This is a genomic window from Thermaerobacter subterraneus DSM 13965 (assembly GCF_000183545.2).
Lineage (GTDB): Bacteria > Bacillota > Sulfobacillia > Thermaerobacterales > Thermaerobacteraceae > Thermaerobacter > Thermaerobacter subterraneus.
On the sequence record NZ_JH976535.1, the window covers coordinates 1,683,978 to 1,708,719 of the forward strand.

Here is a 24,742-nt window from a genome sequence, read left to right on the forward strand (position 1 = left end):
CTCCATATTATGTCAGCCCGGCGTCGCTAATGGCCCCACGCGGCGTGCTTTCCAGTCTGGATCGACCATTCACTCCGGATCGCCTATCGGCTGCCGGTTCGTTCCTCTATACTGGGGGCGGAAGCGGATGCCGGGCGGGCCCGCCGATCCCCGGTGAGGGACGGGTGTCAAAAGGCCGGCGGCACCCTGTCCCCGCCAGGGCGCCGGGCGCCGGCCGGCTCCAGAGGAGGCCAGCACCGTGGAAGTCATCAAGATCTCGCCCCGCGGCTACTGCTACGGCGTGGTGGACGCCATCGCCCTGGCCCGCCGGGCAGCGACCGACCCCACCCTCCCCCGGCCGATCTACATCCTCGGCATGATCGTCCACAACCATCACGTGGTCGAAGAGCTGGCGCGGGAAGGCATTCACACCCTGGACGGCGAGGACCGGCTCTCCCTGCTGGAGAAGGTCGATGGCGGCACGGTGATCTTCACCGCCCACGGCATCTCCCCCCAGGTGCGCCGCCGGGCCATCGAAAAGGGGCTGACCTGGATCGACGCCACCTGCCCGGATGTGACCCGGACCCACGAGCTGATCAAGGACCGCGTGGCCAAGGGGTTCGAGATCATCTACATCGGCAAGAAGGGCCACCCCGAGCCCGAGGGCGCCATAGGCGAGGCACCGGGCCACGTCCACCTGATCGAGACGGCCGACGACCTGGACACCCTGCCCCTCGACCCCGCCAGCACGCCCAAGGTGGCCGTGGTGACCCAGACCACCCTGAGCAAGTGGGACACCGAGGCCCTGATCCGCGAGGTGCTGAAGCGCTACCCCCACGCCGAGGTGCACAACGAGATCTGCCTGGCCACCCAGCTGCGGCAGGAAGCGGCGGTACGCCAGGCGCGGGAAGCCGACGTGGTCATCGTGGTGGGCGACCGGCGGAGCAACAACTCCAACCGCCTGGTCCAGGTGGTACGGGAGATCGCCCGCCGGCCGGCATACCTGGTCGACAGCGTGGAGCAGATCGACCCCGCCTGGCTCAGGGGCGCGCGGCGCGTCGGCGTGACCGCCGGTTCGTCCACGCCGAGCCAGATCACCCGCAAGGTGATCGAGTGGCTGGAAGCCTACGAGCCGGACGAACCGGCCTCCGGCGAACCGGCCTCTTCGGAGGGACGGGCTCCGGGCGCCGGCACGGCGCCGCGGGCCGGGGTGCCAGAATCCGCAGTGCCCGGACACGCCGGCTGATTGGCCCCCGCGTGTTGAACCGGTCGCACCGGCGAAGTCCGACTGCGCTACTGCTGCAGTGGCCGCAGTGGCACCAGCGCCGGCGGCCGCCCCTGCCCCGAGGGGGTGGGCAGGCGGTAGGCTGCCGGCGCGGGGTTTGAAATTCCCCTCCCTTCTGCTCCTTGGCCGCTCTCTTGGCCACTCTATGGTGGGCCCGCCCGGAGGTGGGTTGCAGGCGCATGGCTGGCGGCCGGGAGCTGGCCCTGGGAGAAGGGCTGTGGCCGTACTCTACACCGTTCCCAGCCCCGCCATGCGCATGATGCGCTCCCAGAGGGGCTCGGGCACCGGCATGGCTGACAGCCGGGCGTTGCGCACCAGCTCCCAGTCCTTGAAGGCCGGGTCGGCCTTGATCTCCACCAGGGTCACCGGCCGCGGCAGGCGCAGGCGCGCCTTCACGTCCACCGCCACCCACCGCCCGGTGGGGTCCGTCGGGTCCGGGTAGGCGCCGCGCACCACCTCGGCCACCCCCACCGCCTGCTTTTCACTGCCCGTGTGGTAGATCAGGACCAGGTCGCCGGGTTGCATCTGCTTCATGTACTTCTGGGCCAGGTTGTTCCGCACCCCGTCCCAGTAGTCCGTCCCCGCCTGCTCCAGATCGGCGTAGCTGTAGACCGAAGGCTCGGTCTTGAGAAGCCAGTAAGCCATGACCGGCTGGCCCTCCTTGGGTTGAATGCCGTAAGCAGCGCCATCAGAGCCAGAATCGCCGCCGCCTCCGCGCCGCGGGCCGCGGCAGGCCGGTGCGCTCGCCGGCCCGCAGGGCCGCGGTGGCCTGTTCGACCACCGCCAGGGTTTCGGCGCCGCCGGGCAGCCGCTCCAGCACCCGGTAGGCCTCGGCCAGGCGGGGCGGCCGCCGGGCACCGTGGGCGTCGGAGCCGATGAGGTGCACCATCCCCCGGCGCACCAGCCACTCGGCCACCTTGCGGGCAGGATCCCGGCGCGGGCGCAGCAGGCTGGAGGCCGTGATCTGCAGCCACACCCCCCGCTCCACCAGGGGCACCAGCCACTCGGGGCGCCGCTGCACCGGCAGGTACCGCTCCGGGTGGGCGATCACCGGCACCGCCCCCGCGGCCTGGAGGTCGAACAGCACCCCCTCGGCGTAGGGTGGCACCGCCATCAGGTTCCACTCCACCAGCACGTAAGGTCCCTCGCCGCCCAGGGGCACCACCCCGCCCCGGCGCCAGCGCAGGGCGGTGTCCGGCAGGAGAAAGACCTCGCTTCCCGGCCGCACCCGCAACGGGATGGCCGCGCCGTCCAGCCGGCGCTGGAGTTCCCCGGCCAAGGCGTAGATGGTGTCCGGCCGGTTGTCGTAGACCTCGGGGTAGATATGGGGCGTCACGATGATCTCCGCAGTGCCGTCGGCCACCGCCTCCCGGGCCAGGGCCAGGGACTCGTCCCAGTCCGCGGCGCCGTCGTCGAGCCCCGGCAGGAGGTGGCTGTGCACGTCGACCCGGCCCCAGGGCGCCTCGCCGGCACCGGGGGCCGGCGCCACCCGGGGCTCGAGCCCCGGCACGGCTTGTCCCTGGGACCGGTTCGGCTCGATCCCTTCCGGTTTCACCATGTCCCTCCGTCCGTCGAACCTGCCGTCGCACGGCCGGGCCGCCAGGACCCTGTCATCCGCCTCCGGCCCCGCATCCGCCTCCGGCCCCGGGGCGGAGGCCGTGGCCGTGAAGCCTCGGCCGCCCCTTATGCGGCCCCGTCCGCCGGGCTCGCCTGGTGAGGGCGGCCCGGCCGCCCGGCCCGCCAGGCGAGGGCGGCGCCGGCGCACCGCCTGCGCCCGCCGCGCGCTCTTCGCCCCCCAGGCCCGCCCGCCAGCCGCCCCACGGACCCGCCGGCCAGCTGCCCCTGGCCCCCCGGCGCGTCAAGCTCCCGCGGTCCCCCCGGCGGCCGCGCCGGCGCCCGCTGCGGCCGGTTCGACCGCCGTGGCGCCCGAGGGGTGGGGAAAAGCGGCGGAGAGTTCTTTGACCCGCCCCGCGATGCGCTCCAGTTCCGCCGGTTCGTCCCGGTGACGCAGGGCCGCGGCGATCAGCCTGCCGATCTCCCGCATCTCCGCCTCCTTCATGCCGCGGGTCGTCAGGGCCGGGGTGCCCAGGCGGATGCCGCTGGTCACCATGGGCGGCTGGGGGTCGAAGGGGATGGCGTTCTTGTTGACCGTGATGCCCACCTGCTCCAGCACCTGCTCGGCCTCGCGGCCCGTCACCCCCAGGGGCCGCAGGTCGACCAGCATGAGGTGGTTGTCGGTGCCGCCGCTGACCAGGCGCAGCCCTTCGGCCGCCAGGGTTTCGGCCAGGGCCCGGGCGTTGGCCACCACCTGCCGGGCGTACTCCCGGAAGGCGGGCTGGGCCGCCTCGTGAAAGCACACGGCCTTGGCCGCGATCACGTGCATGAGGGGCCCGCCCTGCATGCCGGGGAACACCGCCTTGTCCAGCGCCCTGGCCTCGGAGGACCGGCAGAGGACGAACCCGCCCCGCGGCCCGCGCAGGGTCTTGTGGGTGGTGGAGGTGACGAACTCCGCATGGGGCACGGGGTTGGGGTGCTGGCCGCCCGCCACCAGGCCCGCGATGTGGGCCATGTCGACCATGACTTTGGCCCCCACCTCGCCGGCGATGGCGCGGAAGCGGGCGAAATCGATGATCCGCGGGTAGGCCGACGCCCCCACCACGATCAGCTTGGGGCGGTGCTCCCGGGCCAGCCGGGCCACCTGGTCGTAGTCGATTTGCTCGGTCTCCGGGTCGACCCCGTAGGCGACCACCTTGTAGAGCTGCCCGGAGAAGTTCACCGGGCTGCCGTGGGTCAGGTGGCCGCCATGGGCCAGGTTCATCCCCAGGATCGTGTCGCCTGGCTGCAGGGTGGCGAAGTAGACGGCCATGTTGGCCTGGGCGCCGGAATGGGGCTGCACGTTGGCATGCTCGGCACCGAAGAGGGCACAGGCCCGCTGGCGGGCCAGTTCCTCCACCTGGTCGACGAACTGGCAGCCGCCGTAGTAGCGGCGGCCCGGGTATCCCTCGGCGTACTTGTTGGTCAGGGCGGAGCCCATGGCCTCCAGCACGGCGCCGCTGGTGAAGTTCTCGGAGGCGATGAGCTCCAGGGTCTCGCGCTGGCGGCGGTGTTCTTCCCGGATCCAGCGCAGGATTTCGGGGTCCGTGGCGGCCAGGGGGCTGTTCACCCTGCACTCCTCCTCTCGGCCGTAGCCGGGCAGCGCCCGGCCCTGCCTTACCAAGTGTTCGCAGGCCGGCGGCCGTCACCTGCAGGATACGACACCAGAGGAACCGGCGCAGCGGTGCGGGCAGGCCGGGCGCAGGGGCCGGGGCACTGGAACTGGAGCTGTAGGCCGGCAAGGCGAGCTGCTGGGACGCTGCCGGCCGGTTCGTCCGGGACCTGACGGTGGCTCGGCTTCTGGCGGGCTGCGTGCCCTGACACCCGGCGGCACCACGGCACCGCTGGACCGCGGCGTGGCGCACGACCCCGCGCTCTAAGCAGCCACGGCCCGCCGCAAGCAGCAGCGGCGGTCTCAAGCAGCGACGCCGCGCCGCAAGCAGCGACGGCGGGTCTCAAGCACCGGCGGCGGGACCTGGCCGCCCCGCCGGCAGGTGAGCGTTGCCTGACTTACGTTTTTAAAGTAACTTGATGTTCCGGAGACCATAGCGCCGGGACACACTGGACCCAGAGCCCCGGCGAGGAGGGCCACCCTTGGAGATCGGCATCTACAGCTTCGGCGATCGCAACACCGACCCCGAGACCGGGCAGCTGATCAGCCCGGCCGAGCGCATCCGGCGCCTCCTTGAGGAGATCGAGCTGGCCGACCAGGTAGGCCTCGACGTCTTCGGCGTCGGCGAGCACCACCGCCCGGACTACGTGGTCTCGGCGCCGGCCGTCGTCCTGGCGGCCGCCGCGGCCCGCACCCGGCGCATCCGCCTCACCAGCGCCGTCAACGTCCTCAGCTCCGACGACCCGGTGCGCGCGTTCCAGCAGTTCGCCACCCTGGACCTGATCTCCGGGGGGCGGGCGGAGATCATGGTGGGGCGCGGCTCCTTCATCGAGTCCTTCCCGCTCTTCGGCTACGACCTCCGCGACTACGACGCGCTGTTCGAGGAGAAGCTGGACCTCTTGCTCAAACTGCGGGAGTCGGAGCGGGTGACCTGGTCGGGGAAGTTCCGGCCGCCCATCCGGGACCGGGGCGTCTACCCGCGGCCCATCCAGAACCCCATCCCGGTGTGGATCGCCGTGGGCGGCACCCCCGAGTCGGCCGTGCGGGCGGGGCGGATGGGTCTCCCCATGGCGCTGGGGATCATCGGGGGCATCCCGGCGCGGTTCCGGCCGCTGGTGGAGATCTTCCGCCAGGCGGCGCGGGAGGCGGGGCATCCCGTGCCGCGGCTGAGCATCAACTCCCACGGGTTCATCGCGGACACCTCCAAGGAGGCGGCGGACACCGCCTTTCCCGCCTTCAAGGAGGTCATGGATCGCCTCGGCCGCGAGCGGGGCTGGGGGCCGCTGACCCGGGAGCAGTTCGAGTGGTCCCGGTCGCTGCACGGCGCCGACTTCGTCGGCAACCCGGAGGAGGTCATCGAGAAGATCCTCTACCAGCACGAGCTGTTCGGCCACGACCGGTTCCTGTTACAGCTGACGGTGGGCACCCTGCCGCACAAGAAGGTCCTGCGGGCCATCGAGCTTTTGGGCACCAAGGTCGCGCCGGCGGTGCGGAAAGCGCTGGGGAAGGATCGGGAGGACCGTAGGGGCAGCGGTGACGGGGGCAACAGCGGTGGCGGCCGGGGCCGCGACGGCCAGAAGGATGCTGCGGCAACGAGCACGGCGGTGGGGACGCCTCCTGCCACGGGGCGGTGACCGAACGGGCGGGCGCCGGGTGTTCCACCAGGACGCGGGTTGCCGCAGGAGGAAGACGGCCCGGATCCGGCGGATCGCAGAGCCGGTCCACCGGAGTGCCGGCCGTCAGGGCCTCCTACTGCTTCTCGGCACGGGCCGTCCGGCCGAAGCGGCGGGCCACCTCCGTCCAACGGCAGCGGGCGACCGGTCCGGCGGTCGCGCGGGGTGGAAGAAAGCCGCAGGACGACGTTGGCGTCGACGGAAACCTTCTCACTCATGCGGGGCCTCGTCGAGGCCGGTCGCGGAGACGAGCTGTGCCCGAACCTCGCGCCGGATGGCATCCGTCCCCGGATAGGGCCGGGTGGACGGCAGGATGCCGATCAATTCCAGCGGATTGCGGCGCTTGATCGGGATCATCGTCACCGTCTGACCCACCTGTTCAAACAAAACCGCATCCCCTTCACGGATTCCGAGCCGCTCACGAATCTCGCCGGGAATGGTAACTTGGCCTTTTTCCGTCATCCTGGCAACGGCCACGATCGGTCCCTCCTTACGCATCAGCGGCACCTCCGCAAGATCAAACCCATTCTCTCTCCGCTTCTCTCTCCGCAAGATCAAAGTCATCCTCTCCCTGTTGAACCACTCGGTTTAGGTGTCCCGCGGCCCCCAGATCATGAGCACGGCCCCGGCCACGGCGACGGCAGCCCCGACCAGATCCCAGCGGTCGGGCATCCATCCGTCCACCCAGCGGCCCCAGGCCAGGCTCAGCACGATGAAGAAGGCGCCGTAGGCGGCGTACACCCGCCCGAAGTGCGGGATCGGCTGCAGGGTGGGGATGACGCCGTACAGAAAGAGGATCGCCGCCCCGACGACCAGCCACCCGACCCCCTTGCCCTCCCGCAGGGACTGCCACACCAGCCATCCGCCGCCGATCTCGGCCAGGCCCGCCAGGACGAAGAGGGCCAGGCTGACCAGTGCCGTCACCCTACGCTCCCTCCCGATAAGGCATTCTCCCGTTGTGGTTCCCGTGAGCTCTCGGTGGTTTCCACGGGTGCTTCACGTCTCCGGGCCACTCCCGGCTGCGACCACCAGGGCCGCGAGATTCCGGGCCGCGACACATCGGACGGGCTCTACCGCACCCGGCGGGCTGCGTCGTGGCGGTGCAGCCGGTTCGTCCGATTCGACCCGTTCAGCACCTCGTTCGCGCAACGCCTTGTCCCATTCTGATCATACTTCGGAAGTGAGGGCAGGTCCCGTCTGCTCCCCGCGCCTGGGCCCGTAAAAAGCCTGGGACAGGCCTGGGACGGGGACTGCTGGGCACCCCACCCGCCCCGCGGCCGCAGCCGCAGTCGCGGGCACCGGACGCAGCGCCGCTACGGGACAGGCGCGGAGCCGTACGCGGAGCCGTATTCGTCACCACTCTGTTGGACTGCGGGGTGATCCGATGCCCCAAGACGGCGACCGTACTTCGGAGGCTGCCAGGAATGCGAGAGACGGCGGGGACCGCTACCGTGCAGGCCCCACAGCGACGGGTCCCGGCCCTGGGACCGCAGCGGGCACCGGCGCCAAGGGCGGATCCGGGGCGACCACAGCCAGTTCCCCAGCCGGTCGCGGCATCCAGGAACCCACGACTCGTTCCACCGTCGACCACGGCACCCGGGCGCGCGGCAGCGGTTCTACCCTCGCCGGCGGCGCCGGCTCTGGCACGGGTGCACGGGCCACCGGCCCCAGTGCCAGTTCCCAAGCGAGCGAAGGGGACCGCAGCGCCGGCGACCTCCGGGCCGCCGTGCGCCGCGCCCAGGCCAAGCCCTACCCCACGCCCGTCAGCGGCCAGGGCGCCCAGCCCGCGGCGACGGAGGAAGCCCGCGAGCGCCAGGCGCGGGCGCGGGCCATCACCGCCCAGAGCCCCGAGCCCGAGGTGACGGGGGCCCCCGCCGGCGAAGGGCCCCGCTTCTCCCAGGAAGACGAGCTGGAGCCCGACGTGGTCCGCCGCCTGGACGCCCACCCCTCCATGCGGATCCCGGGGGTGTGGCAGTGGCTGCCCGGCATCGTCACCGCCCGCCTGCAGGAGCTGGTCAACTGGGGGCGAGCCAACTCCCTGTGGTATCTGCTCTTCGGCCTGGCCTGCTGCGCCATCGAGATGATGGCCGCCGGCGCCACCCGCACCGACCTGGACCGGATCGGCTCGGTCTTCCGCGCCTCGCCCCGCCAGGCGGACCTGATGATCGTCTCCGGCACCGTGACGGAGAAGATGGCGCCGGTGGTCAAGACCCTCTACGACCAGATGGCCGAGCCCAAGTTCGTCATCTCCATGGGCGCCTGCGCGACCAACGGCGGCCCGTACTACCAGGGCTACAACGTGGTGGACGGCGTGGACAAGATCATTCCGGTGGACGTCTACGTGGCCGGCTGCCCGCCGCGGCCGGAGGCGCTGGTCCACGCCATCTTGAAGCTCCAGGACAAGGTGCGGAAGGTCCATGTCCCGGCCGGACTCTAATTCCCCGCGGGCATCCCGGACCCGGACCGGCCGGCCCTTCGGGAGTTTTACACCCGAATGGCCGGTGGGCTGGGTTCATCCCTGGCAGCGGTACGTGGAGCTGTTCCGGCGGCGGCTCCCGCCGGCCCCCGAGGAGGCTGTTCCCGGGCTAGCCGCGGCCGCCGGCCCCTACCGCCCCCTCTGCCGCACGCGGGCCTGCTACTACAACCGGGAATGGGTCTGCCAGTTCGACCGGGTAGAACCGGCTCCGGTGGGCGTCATGGAGGCTGCCGTCTGCCCCCACGCGCTGTTCCTGCAGGAGGGCGGGCCTGGACCGAAAGAGCAACTCAAATGACTCCGGTCGCCCGCAGGGCCCCTGGCGGAGGAACCCAGCCCAGGATGGTCGAGTAAGCGAACAGGATCCGGCCCACCACGACGATGATGGCGCCCGGCCTCCCCAGCGCGGCCTCGAAGGCCGCCGTGGTCAACGGTGCCCCTGTCAAGGTTTCGGCATCCGCCTGCTGCCACGGGGCCGAGGGCACGATCAACCAGCCCGCCCGGCAGGCGCTGGTATCCATGGCCGGTACCTTCATCGACGCCATCGTGGCCCGCCCCCGTCACCGGCATGTCTCGCTGGACCGCCGCGAGGGCCGCAGGCCTCCATCAGTCCTCGCCCGAGAGGAGCAACCGCGCCTCCGCCACGTCGGCGTGGCTGCCGATCACCGTCAACTGGTCACCCAGGCGCAGCCGCGTGTCTCCGTGGGGAATCAGCCGCTCCTCGCCCCGCATCACGTTCAGGACCAGGCAGTCGCCGGGTAGGCGCACCCGGCGCAACGGGCGCCCGTGCAGCCGCGGGTTGCGCACCTCCAGTTCCTCCAGCGCGTAGTCGCGGTCCTCCCCCGCCAGAAGTCGCCAGGTACTGGGATGCTCCAGCAGCATCTCCAGCATGGCCACCTCGGCCAGCGCGGGCGAGACCACCTCCACCCCGAGCTCCCGGGCCCGCCGCGCCAGCTCGGGCGAGCCCTGGATGAAGGCCACGGCCCGACCGACGCCCCGCTGGCATGCCCGAGCGGCCAAGGCCACGTTGAGCTCCGGCTCGCGGCTGAGGGCGGCCAGCGTACGGATCCGCTCCGGTCCCAACTCTTCCACCACCCGCTCCACACCGGCGATGACCTCACCGTCCCAGCCCGGTACGGGCGTATAACCGTAACCGCGGTCGAGCGCCCGCTGCCGCCACCCCGGCGTGTCCACCAGGTGCACCCGCCGCCCGTAGGACCGCAGCCGGTCCGCCAGCACCAGCGCCCGCTCCCCGCCGCCGACCAGGACCACGAGGCGCGCAGGCGGCGGTGCCTCCGTACGGCCGGTCAGCCGTTCGAACAGCAGCGGCGAGAACGTGGCCGTGACGATGGCCACCAGCACGACGGCGTTGCTCACCGCCTCCTCGAGGACGCCCAGCCGCACCCCGATGCTGGCCGCCGCGATGATGAGGCTTAGGCGGGCGCTGAGCAGCGTCCCTGCCGCCAGGGCCTGGCGCCAGGAATAGCGCCAGCGGAAGGCCAGGGCCGGCACCAACTTGACCAGGTAGGCGCCCGCCAGCAGCAAGGGCACCAGCCAGAGGGCCCGGTCCGAACCCGTGACGGCCCTCAGGTCGAACTGGGCGCCCACGTTGATGAAGAAAATGGGCACCAAGAACCCGTAGCCGATGGCGTCCAACTTGGCATGCAAGGCCGAACCCTGCGATCCGGTCAGCAAAGAGATGATGACGCCGGCCAGGAATGCCCCCAGGATGACCTCGACGCCCAGCGCCTCGGACAGGGCGATGAAGACCAGGATCAGGGCGAAGGCACCGCGGACTCCCATCTGGGCCGTGGCCTGGGGGAGGTCCTCCAACAGGCGCCAGCGGATCACGGCCGCACCCAGGCGGTAGAACAGGAACACGGCGGCGAACAGGACCAGGAGCAGGAGCAGGTCGGCCGCCGCGCTGCCCGTCATCAGCACCACCATGGCTGTGATCAGCAGCATGGTGGCGAAGTCGGCGATCACGGCGCTCACCAGGATGGTCTGGCCGTAGTCCGTGCCCGTCAGCCCGTACTCCTTGAGCACCGGGACCACGATGCCGACGGAGGTGGTCGACAGCACCAGCGCCATCAGGTACGGGTTGCGGACGAACCCCAGCCGGAACAGGACAAAGCTGACGCCCAGCGCCAGGAGCACCGTGAGGGCGAAGGTGACAAGACCCAGCACCAGGGGGGCGCGGCCGACCGCCCGGCCATGGGCGCTACCGCCCTTTCGGGCGTCGCACTCGCCCTCGCCGGCCGCCGGCTCACCGGCTGCCGATGGGCGGGGCACCGGCCCGCTTCCGAGACCGGCAGCCCCCGGCGCCACGGCTCCAGGCACACCACCGTCCCGCCACCCCCGCCCGCGACGCCCGCCTGTCACCGGCCGGACGCCGCTGAGCTGGCTGAAGTCGATCTCGAGCCCCGAAAGGAACATGAGGTAAGCAAACCCAAGGGTGCTCAAAAAATCGAGCCACGGCTCGGGCTGCACCCATTGCAGGCCGCTGCGCCCGATGACGATGCCGGCCAGGATCTCCGCCACCACCGCGGGCACGCGGACCACCCGGATCCGGCCCGCCACCAGGGGCACGGCGAAAGCCAGCAGCGTGATGATCAGCAGAGATGTGAAATCGTGGGCTTGTTCCATTCTTTATGTGTTCCACTCGTCCTTACGCGTTCCCTTCACCAGCCCGGATCGCCGGCCCGGGGACCGGCTCGGCTCGTTGGCCCGTCCCACCGCCCCCGCCCCGTTGACCCGGCCGTGACTGCCTAAAGTTTCAGTAGGTGCTGGTGGGGAAAAAGCGAAGGAGAGACCGCGACGTGACCGGCGCAAGATCACCTGCGGGGGCTGGCCACGCGGATGGAAACCTCACACGCGAAAAAACAGCCCCACGATGGTGCCGAAGAGCGTCACCCACGTGCCCAGGATGGCCAGAAGAACAACGCGGTTGTCACGGCGGTAGATCTCCAGGCTGCGGGACATCTTATCGAGCTCCTGCCGCGTGTCCTGGCGAAGATCCTTCATGTCCTGCCGGAGGTCTTTGACCTGGGCACTCAGGTCCTCGAGCCTCTGCAGGATGAGCCAGGACTCCGACGGCGGCCCGGGATCCCGGGTGGCCGCGACCTCTGTCACCGCCATCACCCCCTACGGTGAACAGGAAAAGAGAGGAACCGGGCGAAAAGGCCTACGCCTAGGGTAACACATCAGCCAGTTTATGGCAATCGCGACCTGTGACCCCGTGTCCCCAGCTCGGTACCGCCTCCGGCCCCATGCGATCCCTGTTCAACAGGGAACATGTCCTTCGGTGATCCCGCCGTGGGTCAATGCCGCTTGCGGAGCGGGCAATCACGACTCCGTTCCGGCCCGCTGCAGCGCGAGGCTACGGTGCTCCCAGGCCCGCGGGCTAGCCGGTAGCCATCCCCCGCTCCAGCTCCTCATCCCCCAGCAGGTACCGCAGCGTCACCGCCAAGAGCGCCCGGCCCGCCACCAGCATGGCCCGCTCGTCGATGTCAAAGCGCGGGTGATGGTGGGGGTACGACGCCCCCACCTCCGGGTTGCCTGCCCCGGTGAAGAAGAAGCAGCCCGGCACCTTCTGCAGGTAGTAGGCGAAGTCCTCGCCGCCCATCACCGGCGCCACCCGCTCCACCGCCTCCGCGCCGGCGTAGCGCCCGATGGCCTCGGCGGCGAAGGCCGTCATGTCCTCGTGGTTGAACAGGGCCGGGTAGCCCCGCTCGTAGCGGAACCGGTAACCGGCCCCGTGGGCCTCGCAGGTTCCCCGCACCAGCCGCTCCAGGAGGACCTCCATCCGGTCCCGCACCGCCGGGCTCAGGGTCCGGACGGTGCCGGTCAGGGTGGCCGTCTCGGGGATCACGTTGAAGGCCGTGCCGGCGTGCAGCGTCCCCACCGACACCACCGCCGGCTCCAGGGGGTCGACCATCCGTCCCACCACCTGCTGCAGCTGGGTGACCACCTGGGCCGCCACCAGGATGGGGTCGACCCCCTGGTGGGGGGCGGCGGCGTGGCAGCCCTGCCCCAGGATCTCGATCTCGAACCGGTCGGCGGCGGCCATGGCGTAACCCGGGCAGTAGCCGACCCGCCCCACGGGCAGCGGGGTCCAGAGGTGGGTGCCGAAGATCACGTCGACCCCGTCCAGGCACCCGTCCTCGATCATGGGCTTGGCGCCGCCCGGCGCCACCTCCTCGGCGAACTGGTGGATCAGCACCACGCGGCCCCGGAGGCGGTGGCGCTCTTCCATCAAGACCCGTCCCACCGCCAGCAGGGTCGCCGTATGGGCGTCGTGACCGCAGGCATGCATGACCCCAGGAACCTGGGAGCGGTAGGGCACGTCCTTCTCGTCCTGGATGGGCAGGGCATCGAAGTCGGCCCGCAAGGCCACCGCCGGGCCCGGCCGGGCGCCCTCGACCACCCCCACCACCCCCCGCCCGCCGACGCCGGTGCGGGCGGGGATGCCCGCCTCCTTCAGCCGTTCGGCGATGAAGCGCGGCGTCTCCACCTCCTGGAAGGACAGCTCGGGATGCTGATGGAGATGGCGCCACCAGGCCACCATAGTGCCGAACAGGGCCTTAAGGCGCGGGCCCCACGGGGCGGGCAACTCCGCCACGGTACTCCCTCCTTGGACGGGGTGAGCGGCACGGCCTGGGGGGCCGCGCCCCGCCGGTGAGGCGTGCCGGCCCGGCCCCGGCGCAGCCCGCAACGAGGCGGCCCGGCCCACGGCGTTGCGGCACGGCCCACGGCGTGGCGGTACGGCCCACCGCCTGGCGGCATCCTCGAGGCATGGCGCCGGCGGCCGTGGCAGGCCGCACTCCCCACCCTCTGAACGGCTGGCCCCGGTCCAGCCGGGGATATGGCGCAGCTGGCGCCAGGCCGCCGGGGACCATGCGGGCGCCGTGGCGGTACCCGAATGGGCCGCCCCGGGTTGCAGTGCCGGGCCCGTCAAACGCTTGGCCGTGCTTGGCTCGTGGGCTGCCGGGCCCGGACGGGCACCCTTCCCGTGCGGTGGCCCATGCCGCCTCCGGCCCGTGCGCCCGTGCCATCACGGTCTCGGAGCTCTGATTTCACCGCCGGCGGGCGATCATCCTGGTGGGACAGTGCAGGTTGGGGGGCGGGTCCATGGTGGGGAAGGTCCAGCAGCGGGGCGAAGCCGGTTCGGCCGGACGAACGCGGCCGGCTGCGGCCCTGGGCCCCTGGCGGGTGGCGGCGACCTACATCGGCACCGTGGTGGGCGCCGGGTTTGCCTCGGGCCAGGAGATCCTGCGCTTCTTTACCGCGTTCGATGGCTGGGGCACCCTGGGCCTGCTGGGCGTGACGGCCCTGCTGGCGGCCTTCGGCGTGGCCGTGATGCGGCTGGGGGCGGCGACGGGCGCCGAATCGCACCGGGAGCTGGTCCGGGCCGTGGGCGGGCGGTGGCTGGGCACCCTGGCCGACTGGGTGATCACGGGATTCCTTTTCGCAGGCACGGCCGTGATGATCGCCGGTTCCAGCGCCATCTTCCGGGAGCAGCTGGGCTGGCCGGGCGGGCTGGGCGGGCTGGTGATGGCCACTGCCGCCACGGTCACCGTGCTCTTCCGGCTGCGCGGGGTGACGGCCGTCACCTCCCTGGTGGCGCCGGTCCTGGTGGTGGGCGCCCTGGGCGTCAGCGCCGGGGTGCTCTGGCGCGAGGGCTGGCCCGCCACCCCGCCGGGCGGCACCGGCGTGGCCGGCGCGGCGCCCTTCTGGCCCCTGGCCGCGCTGCTCTACACCAGCTTCAACCTGGTGCTGGCCCTGCCGGTACTGGCACCCCTGGGCGCGGAGGTGCAGCGGCCCGCCACCCTCAATGCCGGCGGGCTTTTGGGTGGCGCCGGCCTGGGGCTGGCCGCCCTGGCCCTGCACCTGGCCGTGTGGGCCGGCTTGCCCGCCACCGCCCGGTTCGAGGTGCCCATGCTGGTGCTGGCCCGCGGCTTCGGTCCGGTGCTGGGGTTGGTCTACGCAGCGATCCTGTGGCTCGAGGTGTACACCACCGCCGTGACCTCCCTCTACGGGGTGGCGGCCCGGCTGCGCTCCCCCCAGAAGGCCGGCTACGGCACGGTGGTGGTGGTGCTCGGGGCAGTGGCTTTTGCCGCCAGCTTCGTGGGGTTCGCCAACCTGGTGACGCGGGTCTACCCGCTGGTGGGGTATCTGGGGCTTCTGGTCATGGCGGCGGTGGCCTGGCGGGCGGTGCCCCTGCTGCTGACCGGCCGCCGGCCAGCGGAAGCTCAGGCCGTGCCGCGGCCCGCCCCGGTGCCCGTGCCGGCCCTCGGCCGCGCCCTGGCCCGGGCGGCTGCGGCGGCCGCCGTCCTCTGGGGCGGCGCCGGCGTGGCCGGCGGCTCCCTGGGCGGGCTGAGCGTTCCCGAACTGGGCCTGTGGCTGGCCGCCGGTACCGGCCTGGCCCTGACGGGCGCACTGGTCGACAAGCTGGGCTGGGTGGCGATCCTGACCGCCGGCGCCCGCACCACCCTGGCGGCCGGGGTGCTCGCCTTCCTCTTGGAGTTCGGCCTGGGCAGCCTGTGGCTTGCCACCACGGGCTACGCCGCCGGCACGTGGCTTCCCCGCAGCCGGCCGGCCCCCGAAGCGCCGGCTGCACCGGATCCCGGCCGGCTCCCCGCTCCGGATGCTGGCCCCCACCCCGTCTCGCCGGGCGTCACGGCTGGCAGCCCGACCCAGGAGGCCGGGCTGCCGCCCGGCACCAGTTTCCCCGGCCACTGGCCGGGTGCCTGGTGGGTCGAACCTTCGCCGCCCGCCGCCGGCGGGCTCTCCTCGGGCCACGGGAACACCGGCGGTGCTGTAAGGAGCGGCAACGGGTCCAGGAGCGCAGGTGCCGCCGGCCCTGGGACCGGCATGCCGGATCCTCCCGCCTGGGCAGGCGACCTGCTGGCCCACGCCGGCCTGACCTGGCCCGCGGCGCTGGCGGCCGTGATGGCCGGCACCGCCGCCCCGGCGGTGCTGGCGGCCCTGACCCGCCGGCGCCGCGGAGGCGGCCCCCCGGCCGCTTCCTGAGCGGCCCGCCGGCCGCTTCCTGAGCGGCCTGTCGCCCCCGGCTCCCGAGCACGCGCCGCCGGCCCGTAAGCCGGCCGCCGGCCCGTACGCCGGCTCCGGCCTGTGCTCCGGCCCCCGGCTCGTGAGCCGCCAACTGCTCCGCTGGTAAGCAGATCCAGCGAGTCCAGCGTGACCTTGGGCCGGCGCGGAGCGTCCCGGCGCCGGGCGCCCTGGCGCGGACGGTCCGGCCCCGCCGGCGGTCCTTCCGTCCTGTTTCCGTCCTTTCAGTCGTCCTCGACCCGGATGCTGAAGTCGGCCGCGTCCGCCGTCTCCGGGTCGCGCCCCGCCCGGACGCCCCGGTCCAGGGCGTCGATGGCCGCCACCTCTTCCGGCGCCAGCCGGAAGTCGAAGATGTCGATGTTCTCCCGGATGCGCTCCGGCCGCACCGACTTCGGGATCGCCGCAATGCCGTGTTCCAGGTGCCAGCGCAGCACCACCTGGGCCGGCGTCTTGCCGTACTTGCGGGCCAGGCCGGCGACCACGGGATGATCCAGCACGTCGCCCCCGCCGCCCTCACCCCTTCGCCGCAGGACGCCGCCGATGGGCGACCACGCCTGGGTGACGATGCCCAGCCGGTCGTGAAACCGGCGCAGTTCCACCTGGGTGAAGAAGGGATGCAGCTCCACCTGGTTCACCGCCGGGACCACGCCCGTGCGGGCGATCAGCTCCTCCAGGTGCCGGGGGCCGAAGTTGCTCACCCCGATGGCCCGCACCCGCCCCTCCTCCAGCAGGCGGATGGCCGCGCGGTAAGCGGCGACCGTGTCATCGAACCGCATGGGCACCGGCCAGTGCAAGAGGTACAGGTCGACGTGGTCCACTCCCAGCCTGCGCAGGCTGGCTTCAAAGGCCCGCAGGGCCGAGTCGTAGCCGTAGTCGGCGATCCACAGCTTGGTGGTGAGGAAGATGGCGGACCGGTCGATTCCGCTGCGACGGATCCCCTCGCCGACCTGCCGCTCGTTGTTGTAGGCGGCCGCGGTATCGATCAGCCGGTAGCCGCAGGCGACGGCCGCCGCGACTGCGGCAGCCGCCTGGTCAGGTGGCGTGAGGTAGACGCCGAGCCCCAAGAGCGGCATGGTGACGCCGTTGTTCAGCGTGATGACGGGCGTTGCAGTGGTCACGAATCCGCTCCCTTTCCTTGGTCACCGCATCAAAGGATCACAGCCATGGACGGCCGCGGGCCCCGGCTCGACCTTCACCGCGGCCCCCGCCGGGGCCGCCCCAGGCGGCGCGGAACCGCCCGCGCCCGCATCCGCGCCCGCACCGGCCCCCTCGCCCGCCGCTGCTGCGGTGACGGCCGCCGGGGTGACCGTCCGGCCGGCGCGGCCTTGCCGGTAGACCCAGGCCGCCTCGACGAGCCCGGTGAAGATCCCCGCCAGGGCCGGTTCGTCCCGCCACAGCAGCTCGGGGTGGAACTGGACACCCAGGATGAAGGCCTCCCCTTCGCCCTCCACGGCCTCCACCACCCCGTCCTGGGCCCGGCCGCTGACCCGCAGCCCCCGGCCGGGCTGGCGCACCGCCGCCACGTGGAAGCTGTTGACGTGCACCCGGGTGCGGCCCCCCAGGCAGGCGGCGAGCCGGGAGCCGGGTTCGACCCAAAGGCCGTGACCTCGCCCGGCGCCCGGTTCCACCTGCAGGTGGGACCCCGGCGGGTGGACCCGGCGCGTCAGGGTCCCGCCCAGGAGCTCGTTGAGCGTCTGCATGCCGCGGCAGATGGCCAGCACGGGCATGGCCCGCCCCAGGGCACCCCGGAGCCAGACCACATCGGAATCATAGCGGTAGGGGGCCTGCTCGCGCAGCCCCGGCAGCGCCCGCAGCCCGGCAGGAAGGTACGGATAATTCCCGGGCACCACCAGGGCGTCGATGGACTCCAGCCAGGGGTCCACCGCCTCGCCCGGCCGCGCCACCGGCAGGATCACCGGGAGGCCGCCCGCGGCGGCCACGGCCTCCACGTACGTCATGGGCAGGACGGCCACCAGCCGCGGGGGCGGCTCCCCGGTCCCGCAGGGACCGTGCCCCCCTGCGCCAGGTCCCGAAGGCAGCATGCCCCCGCCGGAACGGGCGGGGGCCATGAAGTCCACCGAGGCCGCGATGCCGATGACGGGCCTCGCCATGGCTGCATCATCTCCCAGGATGACCGGTCCGCCTCACCCTGCGGACGGGACGGCCGGACGGCGCCACCCTGCGGATGGGCCGCCCGGCCTCACAGCCCGGCCTTACACCCGCAGCCGCGGGTCCAAGAGCTCCCTGAGCCCGTCGCCCAGGGTGTTGATCGCCAGCACCAGCACCAGCACCGCCAGCCCCGGCAGGGTCGACACCCACCAGGCGGTGCTCAGGTAGTCCCGGCCCTCGGCCACCATGGACCCCCAGGCCGGTACGTCGGGCGGCACCCCGATGCCCAGGAAGCTCAGGGACGCCTCCATCAGGATCATGTGCCCGGCCCGCAGGGTGGCCACCACCAGCAGGGCGTGCAGGATGTTGGGCAGGATCTCCCGCGCCAGGATGCCGGCGTGGCTGCGGCCGATGGCCCGGGCCGCCTCCACGTAGGGTTTCGCCTTCTCCGCCAGGACCTGGCCCCGGGCCACGCGGTAGAACTCCACCCAGGCCTTGAAGGTCAGGGCCAGGATCAGGTTGCCGATGCCCGGTCCCAGGATGCCCATCATCAGGATGGTGAAGAGCAGGTACGGGAAGGCCATCAAGAGGTCGGCCGCCCGGGAGAGCACCTGGTCCACCAGGCCTCCCGCGTAGCCCGCCACGGCCCCCAGCACCGAACCCACCACCCCCGCCACGGTCACCGCCGTGGCACCGACCAGCAAGGACACCCGGGCACCGTAGAGCAGCCGGGTGAGAAGGTCGCGCCCCACCCGGTCGGTGCCCAGGAGGTGCTCGGGGTGGCCTCCCGGCAGGAAGGCCGGCGGGGCCAGGCGGGCGCTCAAGGTGAAGTCGTCGGGGTCGTAGGGCGCCAGCCACGGGGCGGCCACCGCCACCAGGACGAACAGGGCCACCACCGCCAGGCCCGCGGCCACCTGCGGGTGGCGCAATGCCCGTCGCCAGGGGTCCGCGGTGCCGGGCAGGGGAGCGGCTGCGGCACCAGCGTCGAGGCCCGGCGCCCCTTCCCCTGCCCCTCGCCCCGTCCCCGGGCCGGCCCCGGGATCGAGCCCGGGCCCGAGGCCCGGCCGGGCGGGCGACCCGGGCGCAGCGCGACCGGGAACGCCCTCGGGCTCCCGGGCCGCCGCCGGTTCGACCCACCGCAGTGCGGGCCGCCTTTTCCACGCACCGTGCATCCGCTCCCCTCCTTTGCACGCAGGCCGCCGGCCCCGCCCGGAGCGCCTAGGCCTCCCGGATCCGCGGGTCCAGCCAGGTGTAGGCCAGGTCGACCAGGAGGTTCATCACCAGGAAGGTCAGGGCGTAGACCATCACCGCCCCCTGGACCACCGGGTAGTCCCGGGCGAAGATCGCCTCGACCACCAGGCGGCCCAGACCCGGCCAGCCGAACACCGTCTCCACGATCATGTTGCCGCCCAGCAGCACGCCGGCCTGCAGGCCGACCACGCTGGCGGTGGGGATCAGGGCGTTGCGCAGGGCGTGGCGCAGGACCACCCGCCCTTCGGGGAGGCCCTTGGCCCGGGCCGTGCGGACGAACTCGGCCCCCATCACCTCCAGCATGCTGGAGCGGGTGACCCGGGCCACCACCGCCGCCAGCTCGGCCCCCAGGGTGACCGCCGGCAGCACCAGGTGGGCCAGCGCCGAGCGGAAGGCCGCCAGGTTCTTGGCCAGCAGGGTGTCCACCAGCAGGAAGCCGGTGTGCCAGGGCACCGTGCCGGCATACTGGGAGGCGATGCGGCCCGAGGTGGGCAGCCATCCCGTCCCCACGGCCAGCAGCAGGATCAGCACGATGCCGAGCCAGAAGGCCGGCATGGAGATCCCCAGGGAGGCGGTGGCCATGACCGCCCGGTCGAGCCAGGAGCCGCGGCGGGTGGCGGCCAGGACCCCCAGCGCCACCCCCGCCGCCACGGCGAAGGCCAGCGCGGCCAGGGCCAGCTCCACCGTGGCCGGCAAGGTGGCCAGCAGCACCTGGCCCACGGGCTGGCGGCTGCGGATGGACTCGCCCAGGTCGCCCCGGGCCAGATCGCCCACGAACCGGGCCAGCTGGACGGGCAGGGGCTGGTCCAGGCCCAGCTGGCGGGCCAGGGCCCGGGCCTCCGCCTCGCTGGAGGTGCCCCCGCCCCGCAGCATGATGTCCACGGGATCGCCGGGCATTATCCGCAGGAGGACGAAGCTCACCAGCACGATCCCCACCGCCAGCGGCAGGGCCATCAGCACCCTGCGCAACACCCACCCGCCGCGCATCCGGTCACCTCCCCGTCCCGTCACGGCCTGCGGCCACCGCGCTCCCGGGCCACCGCGCCCGCCGGCCGCCGCCCGCCAGCCGCCCCCATCCTGGCAACGGCAACCGCCGGCCGAGACCCCGTCCTGCACCGCCCCTGGGCCCTTCCCGTGCCTGCCCCTGCACCGCCCGGGCTCGCCGGTTCTTCCCCACGCGCCCCGGGCCCGCACACGTGCCGCAGGCCAGGCCGCGGCCCGGCGCCGGCCCCCGCCCGTCAATCGACCTTGTACCCCGCCTCCCGCAGCAGCTGCTTCGCCTTCTCCGGATCGTAGGGGTAGGGCTGGAGGCTCTCGTCGTAGCCGAAGCCGCTGGGCAGCAGCGCCGTGGCCACCCGGTGGGCGTGGCCCTTGTAGAGCTCCTTGAGGATCGCGTCCCAGTCGATGGCGTAGTTCAGCGCCTGCCGCACCCGGGGATCGGTGAGCACCTTGTTGTTCAGCTCGATCATGTAAAGCCGCGTGCCCTGGGTCACCTTGACCTGCACGTTGGGGTCCTTCTCCAGCTGGGCCACCAGGTCCGGCGGCACCTCCTGGATGATATGGACCTCACCGTTCTGCAGGGCGGCGATGCGGGTGGCCGGCTCGGGCATCATGCGGAAGACCACCCGCTGGAGCTTGGCCGGCCCCACGGGCGGCAGGTCCGGCGAGCCGCCGTAGTAGTCGTCGAACCGCTCCAGGACGATCTGCCCGTCCAGGCTGCCCTCGACGAAGCGGAAGGGCCCCGCCCCCACGGGCTTGGCCGACAGGCCGGCACTGCCCACTTCCTCAACGTAGTCCTTGGGCACGATCTGCGTGTGCACCAGCAGCTGGACGAAGGCGGCCGACGGGTTGGCCAGCTTCATCCGCACCGTGTAGTCGTCGACCTTCTCGATGGACTCCAGCGGCTCCACCAGCCCCTTGCGCGGCGACGGCTGGCCGTCCAGGCCGTCTTCAGCCAGGATCCGCTGGAAGGTGAAGACCACGTCGTCGGCCGTCAGGTCCTCGCCGTTGTGGAACTTGATGCCCCGCCGGAGCTTGAACACGTACGTGGTCGGGTCGGGCTGTTCCCACGACTCGGCGATCTCGGGCACCACCCGGCCGTCGGGCGTCCGGGTGACCAGGCCGTCGTAGATGTTGCGGATCACCGTCTCGGTGTCCCGGTCGCGGTAGGCGGCGGGGTCCAGGGACAGGATCCGGTCGGCCCGCAACCCCACCACCAGGGTGTCGCCGCCCTCCAGCTCCACGTCGTGCAGGTTGATCCGGCTGTCCATGGAGGGCTGCCAGTTCTTCACCCGGGCCGAGGCCGCCTCGATGGCGTCCAGGTAGTAGCCGAAGATCCAGGGGGCGTCTTCGTAAAGGATGGCCTGCGCCTTCTTATAGGCCTCCAGCGCCTTCGCCTCGTCGGTGGCGGCCGCCGCCTCCTTGAAGAGGGCGTCCACCTCCGGGTTGGAGTAGAAGGAGTAGTTGCCGCGACCGCCCGTCTCCAGCTTGGGCACCGCCAGGTCCACCGGGGTGAAGGTGGCGCTGCCCCAGTCGGTGGCGTAGGCCTGCCGGGTGCCCTTCTGGGCCTCGGCCACCAGGGTCTGGTACTCCCACACCCGCACCTGGGCGTCGATGCCCACCTGCTTGAGGTACTGGGCGACGACCTGCAGCTCCGCCTCGCGGTTCTTCGCCCCGTCCAGGGTGATGCTCAGCACCTGCCCCTGGGACGAACCGGCCTCGCCGCCCGCCTGCTCCTGGCCGCCGCCGGTGCAACCCGCGGCGGCCAGGAGCAGGACCAGGGCCACCGCCAGCGGGACCAGCCGGCCCAGGCGGTGGGGAGCGGCCCGCCGCCTGGGCCCCCGCCGGAACACACCCCTCATCCCGCCTCCCAGCACCAGTGTCTCCGGCCGCCGGCCCCGCCGGCCCGCCGGCCTGCACCCGCCGTCCATACGCCTCCCCCTTTCCCCGGGGGCGGGCGCCGCCCGCCCCCGGACCGGTTTCCCTTTGCCTTGCCTCTCCCACCGTCACGGCCCACCGGAAGGGTTGTCACCAGCGGCACTCCCGCCGCGGCCGGCCCGGACTCCGCCGCCCAGGGGCCGCACCGCGGCCGGAGCGGCCCCTTCCACCGGAGCCGGGGGTGTCACCTCCCGCACCGCCGCGGGCGGCGCCCCGGCCGGTTCGACCTCCAGATCCAGCAGAGGCCCGTACTGCTGGGTGCCGAAGACATCGGTCTCTCCCGGGCTTCCCGCCGGGCGGCGCCGCCGGACCGTGAACTTGATGGCCCGGGCGGGGTCAAAATGGACGAAACAGTACAGGCGGTCGGGGCCGATGCCCAGCAACCGGCAGAGGGCCTCCGGGGTCAGCCCGGGGCTCCGGCAGGCCCGCCGGTACGCCTCCTCCGACGGGAAGAGGATGTCGAAGGTGATCAGGTCGACGCCGGCATTCTTGCTCCGGATGGTGCTGGCCAGCTCACGCAGGCGCATGGCCGGATCCCTCCCTCCGGCCCGCCGGCCGGTGCCCCGGGCGGGCTCCCGGGCGCCCGGCCGCGGCCGGGCGGCTTGCCGCTCCCGCCCCCACGGGTTCCCGCCCACCGGCGGGAGTCGCCAGCGGACCGGGGACGGGGTGGGGGTCAGGGCCGCTGAGCCCCACCTGCTCCAGCACCGTGGGGAACCAGCTCAGGGGATCGTCCACGGGCACCACGTGGTTCAGCGTCCAGCGGTAGGCGGGCCGGGCCTCCAGGACCTCGTCGGTCATCAGGGCGGCCCGGCCGGCGGTCCCGGTCCGGCCCCCGATGCGGGCGTAGAAGAGCTGGCGGGCCGCCATGGTGCAGATCTCGCGGCCCCGGTGCCGGTCGGGACAGACCACCTCGACCACCAGCCCCAGCTCGTGCCCGGGGCGGGGGTGGGGCTCCAGCTCCCCCATTACGCCGTTGCGGCCGTACACGTGGTAGAACAGTTCGTAACCGGCGGTTCCGTAACGCTCCGCCACCTTGCGCCGCGCCCAGGCGATGGCCTCGTCCACCCGGGCCACCAGCTCGGGATCGCGCAAGCCGGCCAGGGCGAGGAAGCGGGCGCCGGCCGGACCCGCCCCCTCGATCTTCACGGCATAGGTGCCGGCGGGCCGGAACCGGAAGCCGGTGACCCGGGTGCGGCGGCCGTCCAGCGCCTGGTAGACGCAGCCGCGCATATCCAGGACGCCTGCGGGCACGTGCTCGAAGAAGGGCGTGGCCCGCTCGTACAGGGCATGCCCGGCCAGCGAGGCCGGCGTGCACCGCTGATCCGGGTGCATGGGCTCCACCACCACCTCGCCGGGGCGCAGGGTGCCCAGCACGGACTCCTTGGCCATGAAGGGCTCGGCGCAGAAAGAGGCGCATTCCAGCACCTTGCCGGCGTAGTAGGCGGTGGCTGGGGGCATGCCGCACCAGAGGGCGGCCGCCGCGAAGATGGCCGCATCGCTGGACCGGCCGCAAATCACCACGTCGGCCCCCGCGTCCAGGGCCGCGACGATGGGCTCCGCCCCCATGACCGCGACCGCCCGGGAGGTCCGGTCCAGATCGGCCGGGGCCAGGTCGGGCCGGCCGTCCAGCCCGCGGATGGCGACGCCCTGTTCCAGGAGGCGGCGCAGGCGTTCCACGGGAACGTCCGAGTAGATCCGCGCCAGCCGGAAGGGCGGCAGGCCATGCCGGGCGGCGATGTCTTCCACCATCCCGGCGAACTGGTCGACCCCGCGCCGGGTGCCCGTATCCGACGCCGAGCCGATGATCAGCGGGATCCCTCGCCGGCGGGTTTCCACCAGCAGGATCTCCAGGTCGTGGTACTGCCAGGCCGGCGGGCTGGCCGGCTCGTCGGCGCCCAGCGGGTAGGGGCCGATGTCGCAGCTCCCGGAATCGGCCACCACGAAGTCCGGGTCCCGCTCGAGCCCCGCCAGGAAGCTCTCCTTCTCCAGGGGCGTAAACCCCAGATGCCCGGTGGGCGCCAGCAGCCGCACCTCTTCCCGCAGCCGCCCCTCTCTCCGGCGCACACCGGTGCCGGTCGTCATCGCAGGTCACCCCTCAGGTGCGCGTTGGTCCGGCAGCCGCCGCCTTGGGCGATGGCCACCCCGCCCCAGAAACGACAAACCCCGTCCGGAGACGCCGGGACGGGGCAGGATGATTCTGGACGGCCGGGACTGGACAGCTTGCGCAGCCAGGACCGGAACGTGCCTCCAGCTCCCGGCGCCCCCACCGGCCGGTCACCGGCCGAAGAACCCTCCACCTCCTTCCTGGCCGGCCGGCAGGACGGAAGGCTGCCCGGCGCGGCCACCGGCGCGGCCGGCGGCTTAGCAAGCAGCCTCGCCCCCTTGACCGGCCCCTTCCCGCGCCGGCCAGGGGCCCAGGTGCCGGCGAACCCCGTACTTGACGGCTCCGTGGCCGTTGCCGCCGCCATCCGGGCCACCCCCTCCAACCACCGTCGGCGTGCGGCCGTACCCGGACCGGCCGGGGCGGCCTGGCTCCCCAAGGCCGCCCCGGCCTCATTCCATCGATACGCCGCCGGCGGGGAAAGTTGCCCGCCGGAAGGGGGCGATCACCCGCGGTCACGGCCCGAAAGGCGGGGCCGCTCGGTTGCCAAGGTACACCGGTGGGTTCCCTGCGGTACACCGCCGGACTCCCTTCAGGAGCCCCGTCCCCGACCGGGCCGTCCCGGCCCGCAGGCCGTAACGGCCGCGACGGGCCGGAG

Annotated in this window: 21 protein-coding genes; 5 read left to right on the forward strand and 16 right to left on the reverse strand. The window is 72.8% G+C overall.

What is annotated here, in order from left to right:
• Positions 1 to 238 precede the first annotated feature (238 nt).
• On the forward strand, positions 239 to 1,225 hold the full coding sequence (locus THESUDRAFT_RS06975; RefSeq protein WP_006904054.1) for a 4-hydroxy-3-methylbut-2-enyl diphosphate reductase: 987 nt from the start codon (positions 239 to 241) through the stop codon (positions 1,223 to 1,225).
• Between the two features lie 267 nt (positions 1,226 to 1,492).
• On the opposite strand, the gene THESUDRAFT_RS06980 is transcribed toward THESUDRAFT_RS06975, so the two are convergent.
• The 3 genes from THESUDRAFT_RS06980 to THESUDRAFT_RS06990 all read right to left on the reverse strand — a co-directional run bounded on the left by THESUDRAFT_RS06980 (position 1,493) and on the right by THESUDRAFT_RS06990 (position 4,427).
• Positions 1,493 to 1,909, reverse strand: coding sequence for an EVE domain-containing protein (locus tag THESUDRAFT_RS06980; RefSeq protein ID WP_006904055.1), 417 nt, complete (start codon positions 1,907 to 1,909; stop codon positions 1,493 to 1,495).
• A 43-nt stretch (positions 1,910 to 1,952) separates the two neighbouring features.
• A complete protein-coding gene (locus THESUDRAFT_RS06985) occupies positions 1,953 to 2,822 on the reverse strand; it encodes a tyrosine-protein phosphatase (RefSeq protein ID WP_242823267.1) in 870 nt (289 codons plus the stop codon).
• Between the two features lie 300 nt (positions 2,823 to 3,122).
• On the reverse strand, positions 3,123 to 4,427 hold the full coding sequence (locus tag THESUDRAFT_RS06990; RefSeq protein WP_006904057.1) for a serine hydroxymethyltransferase: 1,305 nt from the start codon (positions 4,425 to 4,427) through the stop codon (positions 3,123 to 3,125).
• 524 nt (positions 4,428 to 4,951) lie between these two features.
• On the opposite strand from THESUDRAFT_RS06990, the gene THESUDRAFT_RS06995 reads away from it, so the two are divergent.
• Complete coding sequence (locus THESUDRAFT_RS06995; protein ID WP_006904058.1) at positions 4,952 to 6,103, forward strand: LLM class flavin-dependent oxidoreductase; 1,152 nt, start codon at positions 4,952 to 4,954, stop codon at positions 6,101 to 6,103.
• 249 nt (positions 6,104 to 6,352) lie between these two features.
• Here THESUDRAFT_RS06995 and THESUDRAFT_RS07000 read toward each other — a convergent pair whose 3' ends face one another.
• Together THESUDRAFT_RS07000 and THESUDRAFT_RS07005 are read right to left on the reverse strand one after the other, a co-directional pair.
• Positions 6,353 to 6,619: an AbrB/MazE/SpoVT family DNA-binding domain-containing protein gene (locus tag THESUDRAFT_RS07000; RefSeq protein WP_156821746.1), complete on the reverse strand. Its 267-nt coding sequence runs from the start codon at positions 6,617 to 6,619 to the stop codon at positions 6,353 to 6,355.
• A gap of 111 nt (positions 6,620 to 6,730) precedes the next feature.
• A complete protein-coding gene (locus tag THESUDRAFT_RS07005; protein ID WP_040827211.1) occupies positions 6,731 to 7,057 on the reverse strand; it encodes a YnfA family protein in 327 nt (108 codons plus the stop codon).
• 1,036 nt (positions 7,058 to 8,093) lie between these two features.
• On the opposite strand from THESUDRAFT_RS07005, the gene THESUDRAFT_RS07010 reads away from it, so the two are divergent.
• Both THESUDRAFT_RS07010 and THESUDRAFT_RS07015 read left to right on the forward strand, forming a co-directional pair.
• Positions 8,094 to 8,579, forward strand: a complete 486-nt coding sequence (locus tag THESUDRAFT_RS07010; RefSeq protein ID WP_040827213.1) for an NADH-quinone oxidoreductase subunit B — start codon at positions 8,094 to 8,096, stop codon at positions 8,577 to 8,579.
• A gap of 64 nt (positions 8,580 to 8,643) precedes the next feature.
• The gene (locus THESUDRAFT_RS07015; protein ID WP_040826367.1) at positions 8,644 to 8,913 is read left to right on the forward strand and encodes a hypothetical protein; all 270 of its coding nucleotides are present in this window, start codon (positions 8,644 to 8,646) and stop codon (positions 8,911 to 8,913) included.
• Here THESUDRAFT_RS07015 and THESUDRAFT_RS07020 read toward each other — a convergent pair.
• The 4 genes from THESUDRAFT_RS07020 to THESUDRAFT_RS07035 all read right to left on the reverse strand — a co-directional run bounded on the left by THESUDRAFT_RS07020 (position 8,906) and on the right by THESUDRAFT_RS07035 (position 13,182).
• Positions 8,906 to 9,160 (reverse strand): alanine:cation symporter family protein, encoded by a 255-nt coding sequence (locus THESUDRAFT_RS07020; protein ID WP_156821747.1) that lies wholly within the window; start codon positions 9,158 to 9,160, stop codon positions 8,906 to 8,908. The genes THESUDRAFT_RS07015 and THESUDRAFT_RS07020 overlap by 8 nt on opposite strands.
• 61 nt (positions 9,161 to 9,221) lie before the next feature.
• Positions 9,222 to 11,261 carry a monovalent cation:proton antiporter family protein gene (locus tag THESUDRAFT_RS07025; protein ID WP_006904064.1) on the reverse strand — a complete coding sequence of 680 codons (2,040 nt, stop codon included), beginning with the start codon at positions 11,259 to 11,261 and terminating at the stop codon, positions 9,222 to 9,224.
• 222 nt (positions 11,262 to 11,483) lie between these two features.
• The gene (locus THESUDRAFT_RS07030) at positions 11,484 to 11,747 is read right to left on the reverse strand and encodes a hypothetical protein (protein ID WP_006904065.1); all 264 of its coding nucleotides are present in this window, start codon (positions 11,745 to 11,747) and stop codon (positions 11,484 to 11,486) included.
• 271 nt (positions 11,748 to 12,018) lie between these two features.
• The gene (locus tag THESUDRAFT_RS07035; protein WP_051009309.1) at positions 12,019 to 13,182 is read right to left on the reverse strand and encodes an amidohydrolase; all 1,164 of its coding nucleotides are present in this window, start codon (positions 13,180 to 13,182) and stop codon (positions 12,019 to 12,021) included.
• Between the two features lie 563 nt (positions 13,183 to 13,745).
• Here THESUDRAFT_RS07035 and THESUDRAFT_RS12300 point away from each other — a divergent pair.
• A complete protein-coding gene (locus tag THESUDRAFT_RS12300) occupies positions 13,746 to 15,647 on the forward strand; it encodes a YkvI family membrane protein (protein WP_006904068.1) in 1,902 nt (633 codons plus the stop codon).
• A gap of 263 nt (positions 15,648 to 15,910) precedes the next feature.
• Here THESUDRAFT_RS12300 and THESUDRAFT_RS07045 read toward each other — a convergent pair whose 3' ends face one another.
• The 7 genes from THESUDRAFT_RS07045 to THESUDRAFT_RS07075 form a co-directional block, all read right to left on the reverse strand.
• Complete coding sequence (locus THESUDRAFT_RS07045) at positions 15,911 to 16,804, reverse strand: aldo/keto reductase (protein ID WP_006904069.1); 894 nt, start codon at positions 16,802 to 16,804, stop codon at positions 15,911 to 15,913.
• 21 nt (positions 16,805 to 16,825) lie between these two features.
• The gene (locus THESUDRAFT_RS12305) at positions 16,826 to 17,797 is read right to left on the reverse strand and encodes a gamma-glutamyl-gamma-aminobutyrate hydrolase family protein (protein WP_006904070.1); all 972 of its coding nucleotides are present in this window, start codon (positions 17,795 to 17,797) and stop codon (positions 16,826 to 16,828) included.
• A gap of 102 nt (positions 17,798 to 17,899) precedes the next feature.
• Positions 17,900 to 18,967: an ABC transporter permease gene (locus tag THESUDRAFT_RS07055; RefSeq protein WP_006904071.1), complete on the reverse strand. Its 1,068-nt coding sequence runs from the start codon at positions 18,965 to 18,967 to the stop codon at positions 17,900 to 17,902.
• 46 nt (positions 18,968 to 19,013) lie between these two features.
• Positions 19,014 to 20,033, reverse strand: a complete 1,020-nt coding sequence (locus THESUDRAFT_RS07060) for an ABC transporter permease (protein WP_006904072.1) — start codon at positions 20,031 to 20,033, stop codon at positions 19,014 to 19,016.
• A 251-nt stretch (positions 20,034 to 20,284) separates the two neighbouring features.
• On the reverse strand, positions 20,285 to 21,907 hold the full coding sequence (locus tag THESUDRAFT_RS12310; RefSeq protein ID WP_242823268.1) for an ABC transporter substrate-binding protein: 1,623 nt from the start codon (positions 21,905 to 21,907) through the stop codon (positions 20,285 to 20,287).
• A gap of 144 nt (positions 21,908 to 22,051) precedes the next feature.
• The gene (locus THESUDRAFT_RS15025; RefSeq protein WP_006904074.1) at positions 22,052 to 22,510 is read right to left on the reverse strand and encodes a DUF4387 domain-containing protein; all 459 of its coding nucleotides are present in this window, start codon (positions 22,508 to 22,510) and stop codon (positions 22,052 to 22,054) included.
• The gene (locus THESUDRAFT_RS07075; RefSeq protein ID WP_006904075.1) at positions 22,497 to 24,065 is read right to left on the reverse strand and encodes an acyclic terpene utilization AtuA family protein; all 1,569 of its coding nucleotides are present in this window, start codon (positions 24,063 to 24,065) and stop codon (positions 22,497 to 22,499) included. The genes THESUDRAFT_RS15025 and THESUDRAFT_RS07075 overlap by 14 nt, the downstream gene beginning before the upstream one ends.
• Between the last annotated feature and the right edge of the window lie 677 nt (positions 24,066 to 24,742).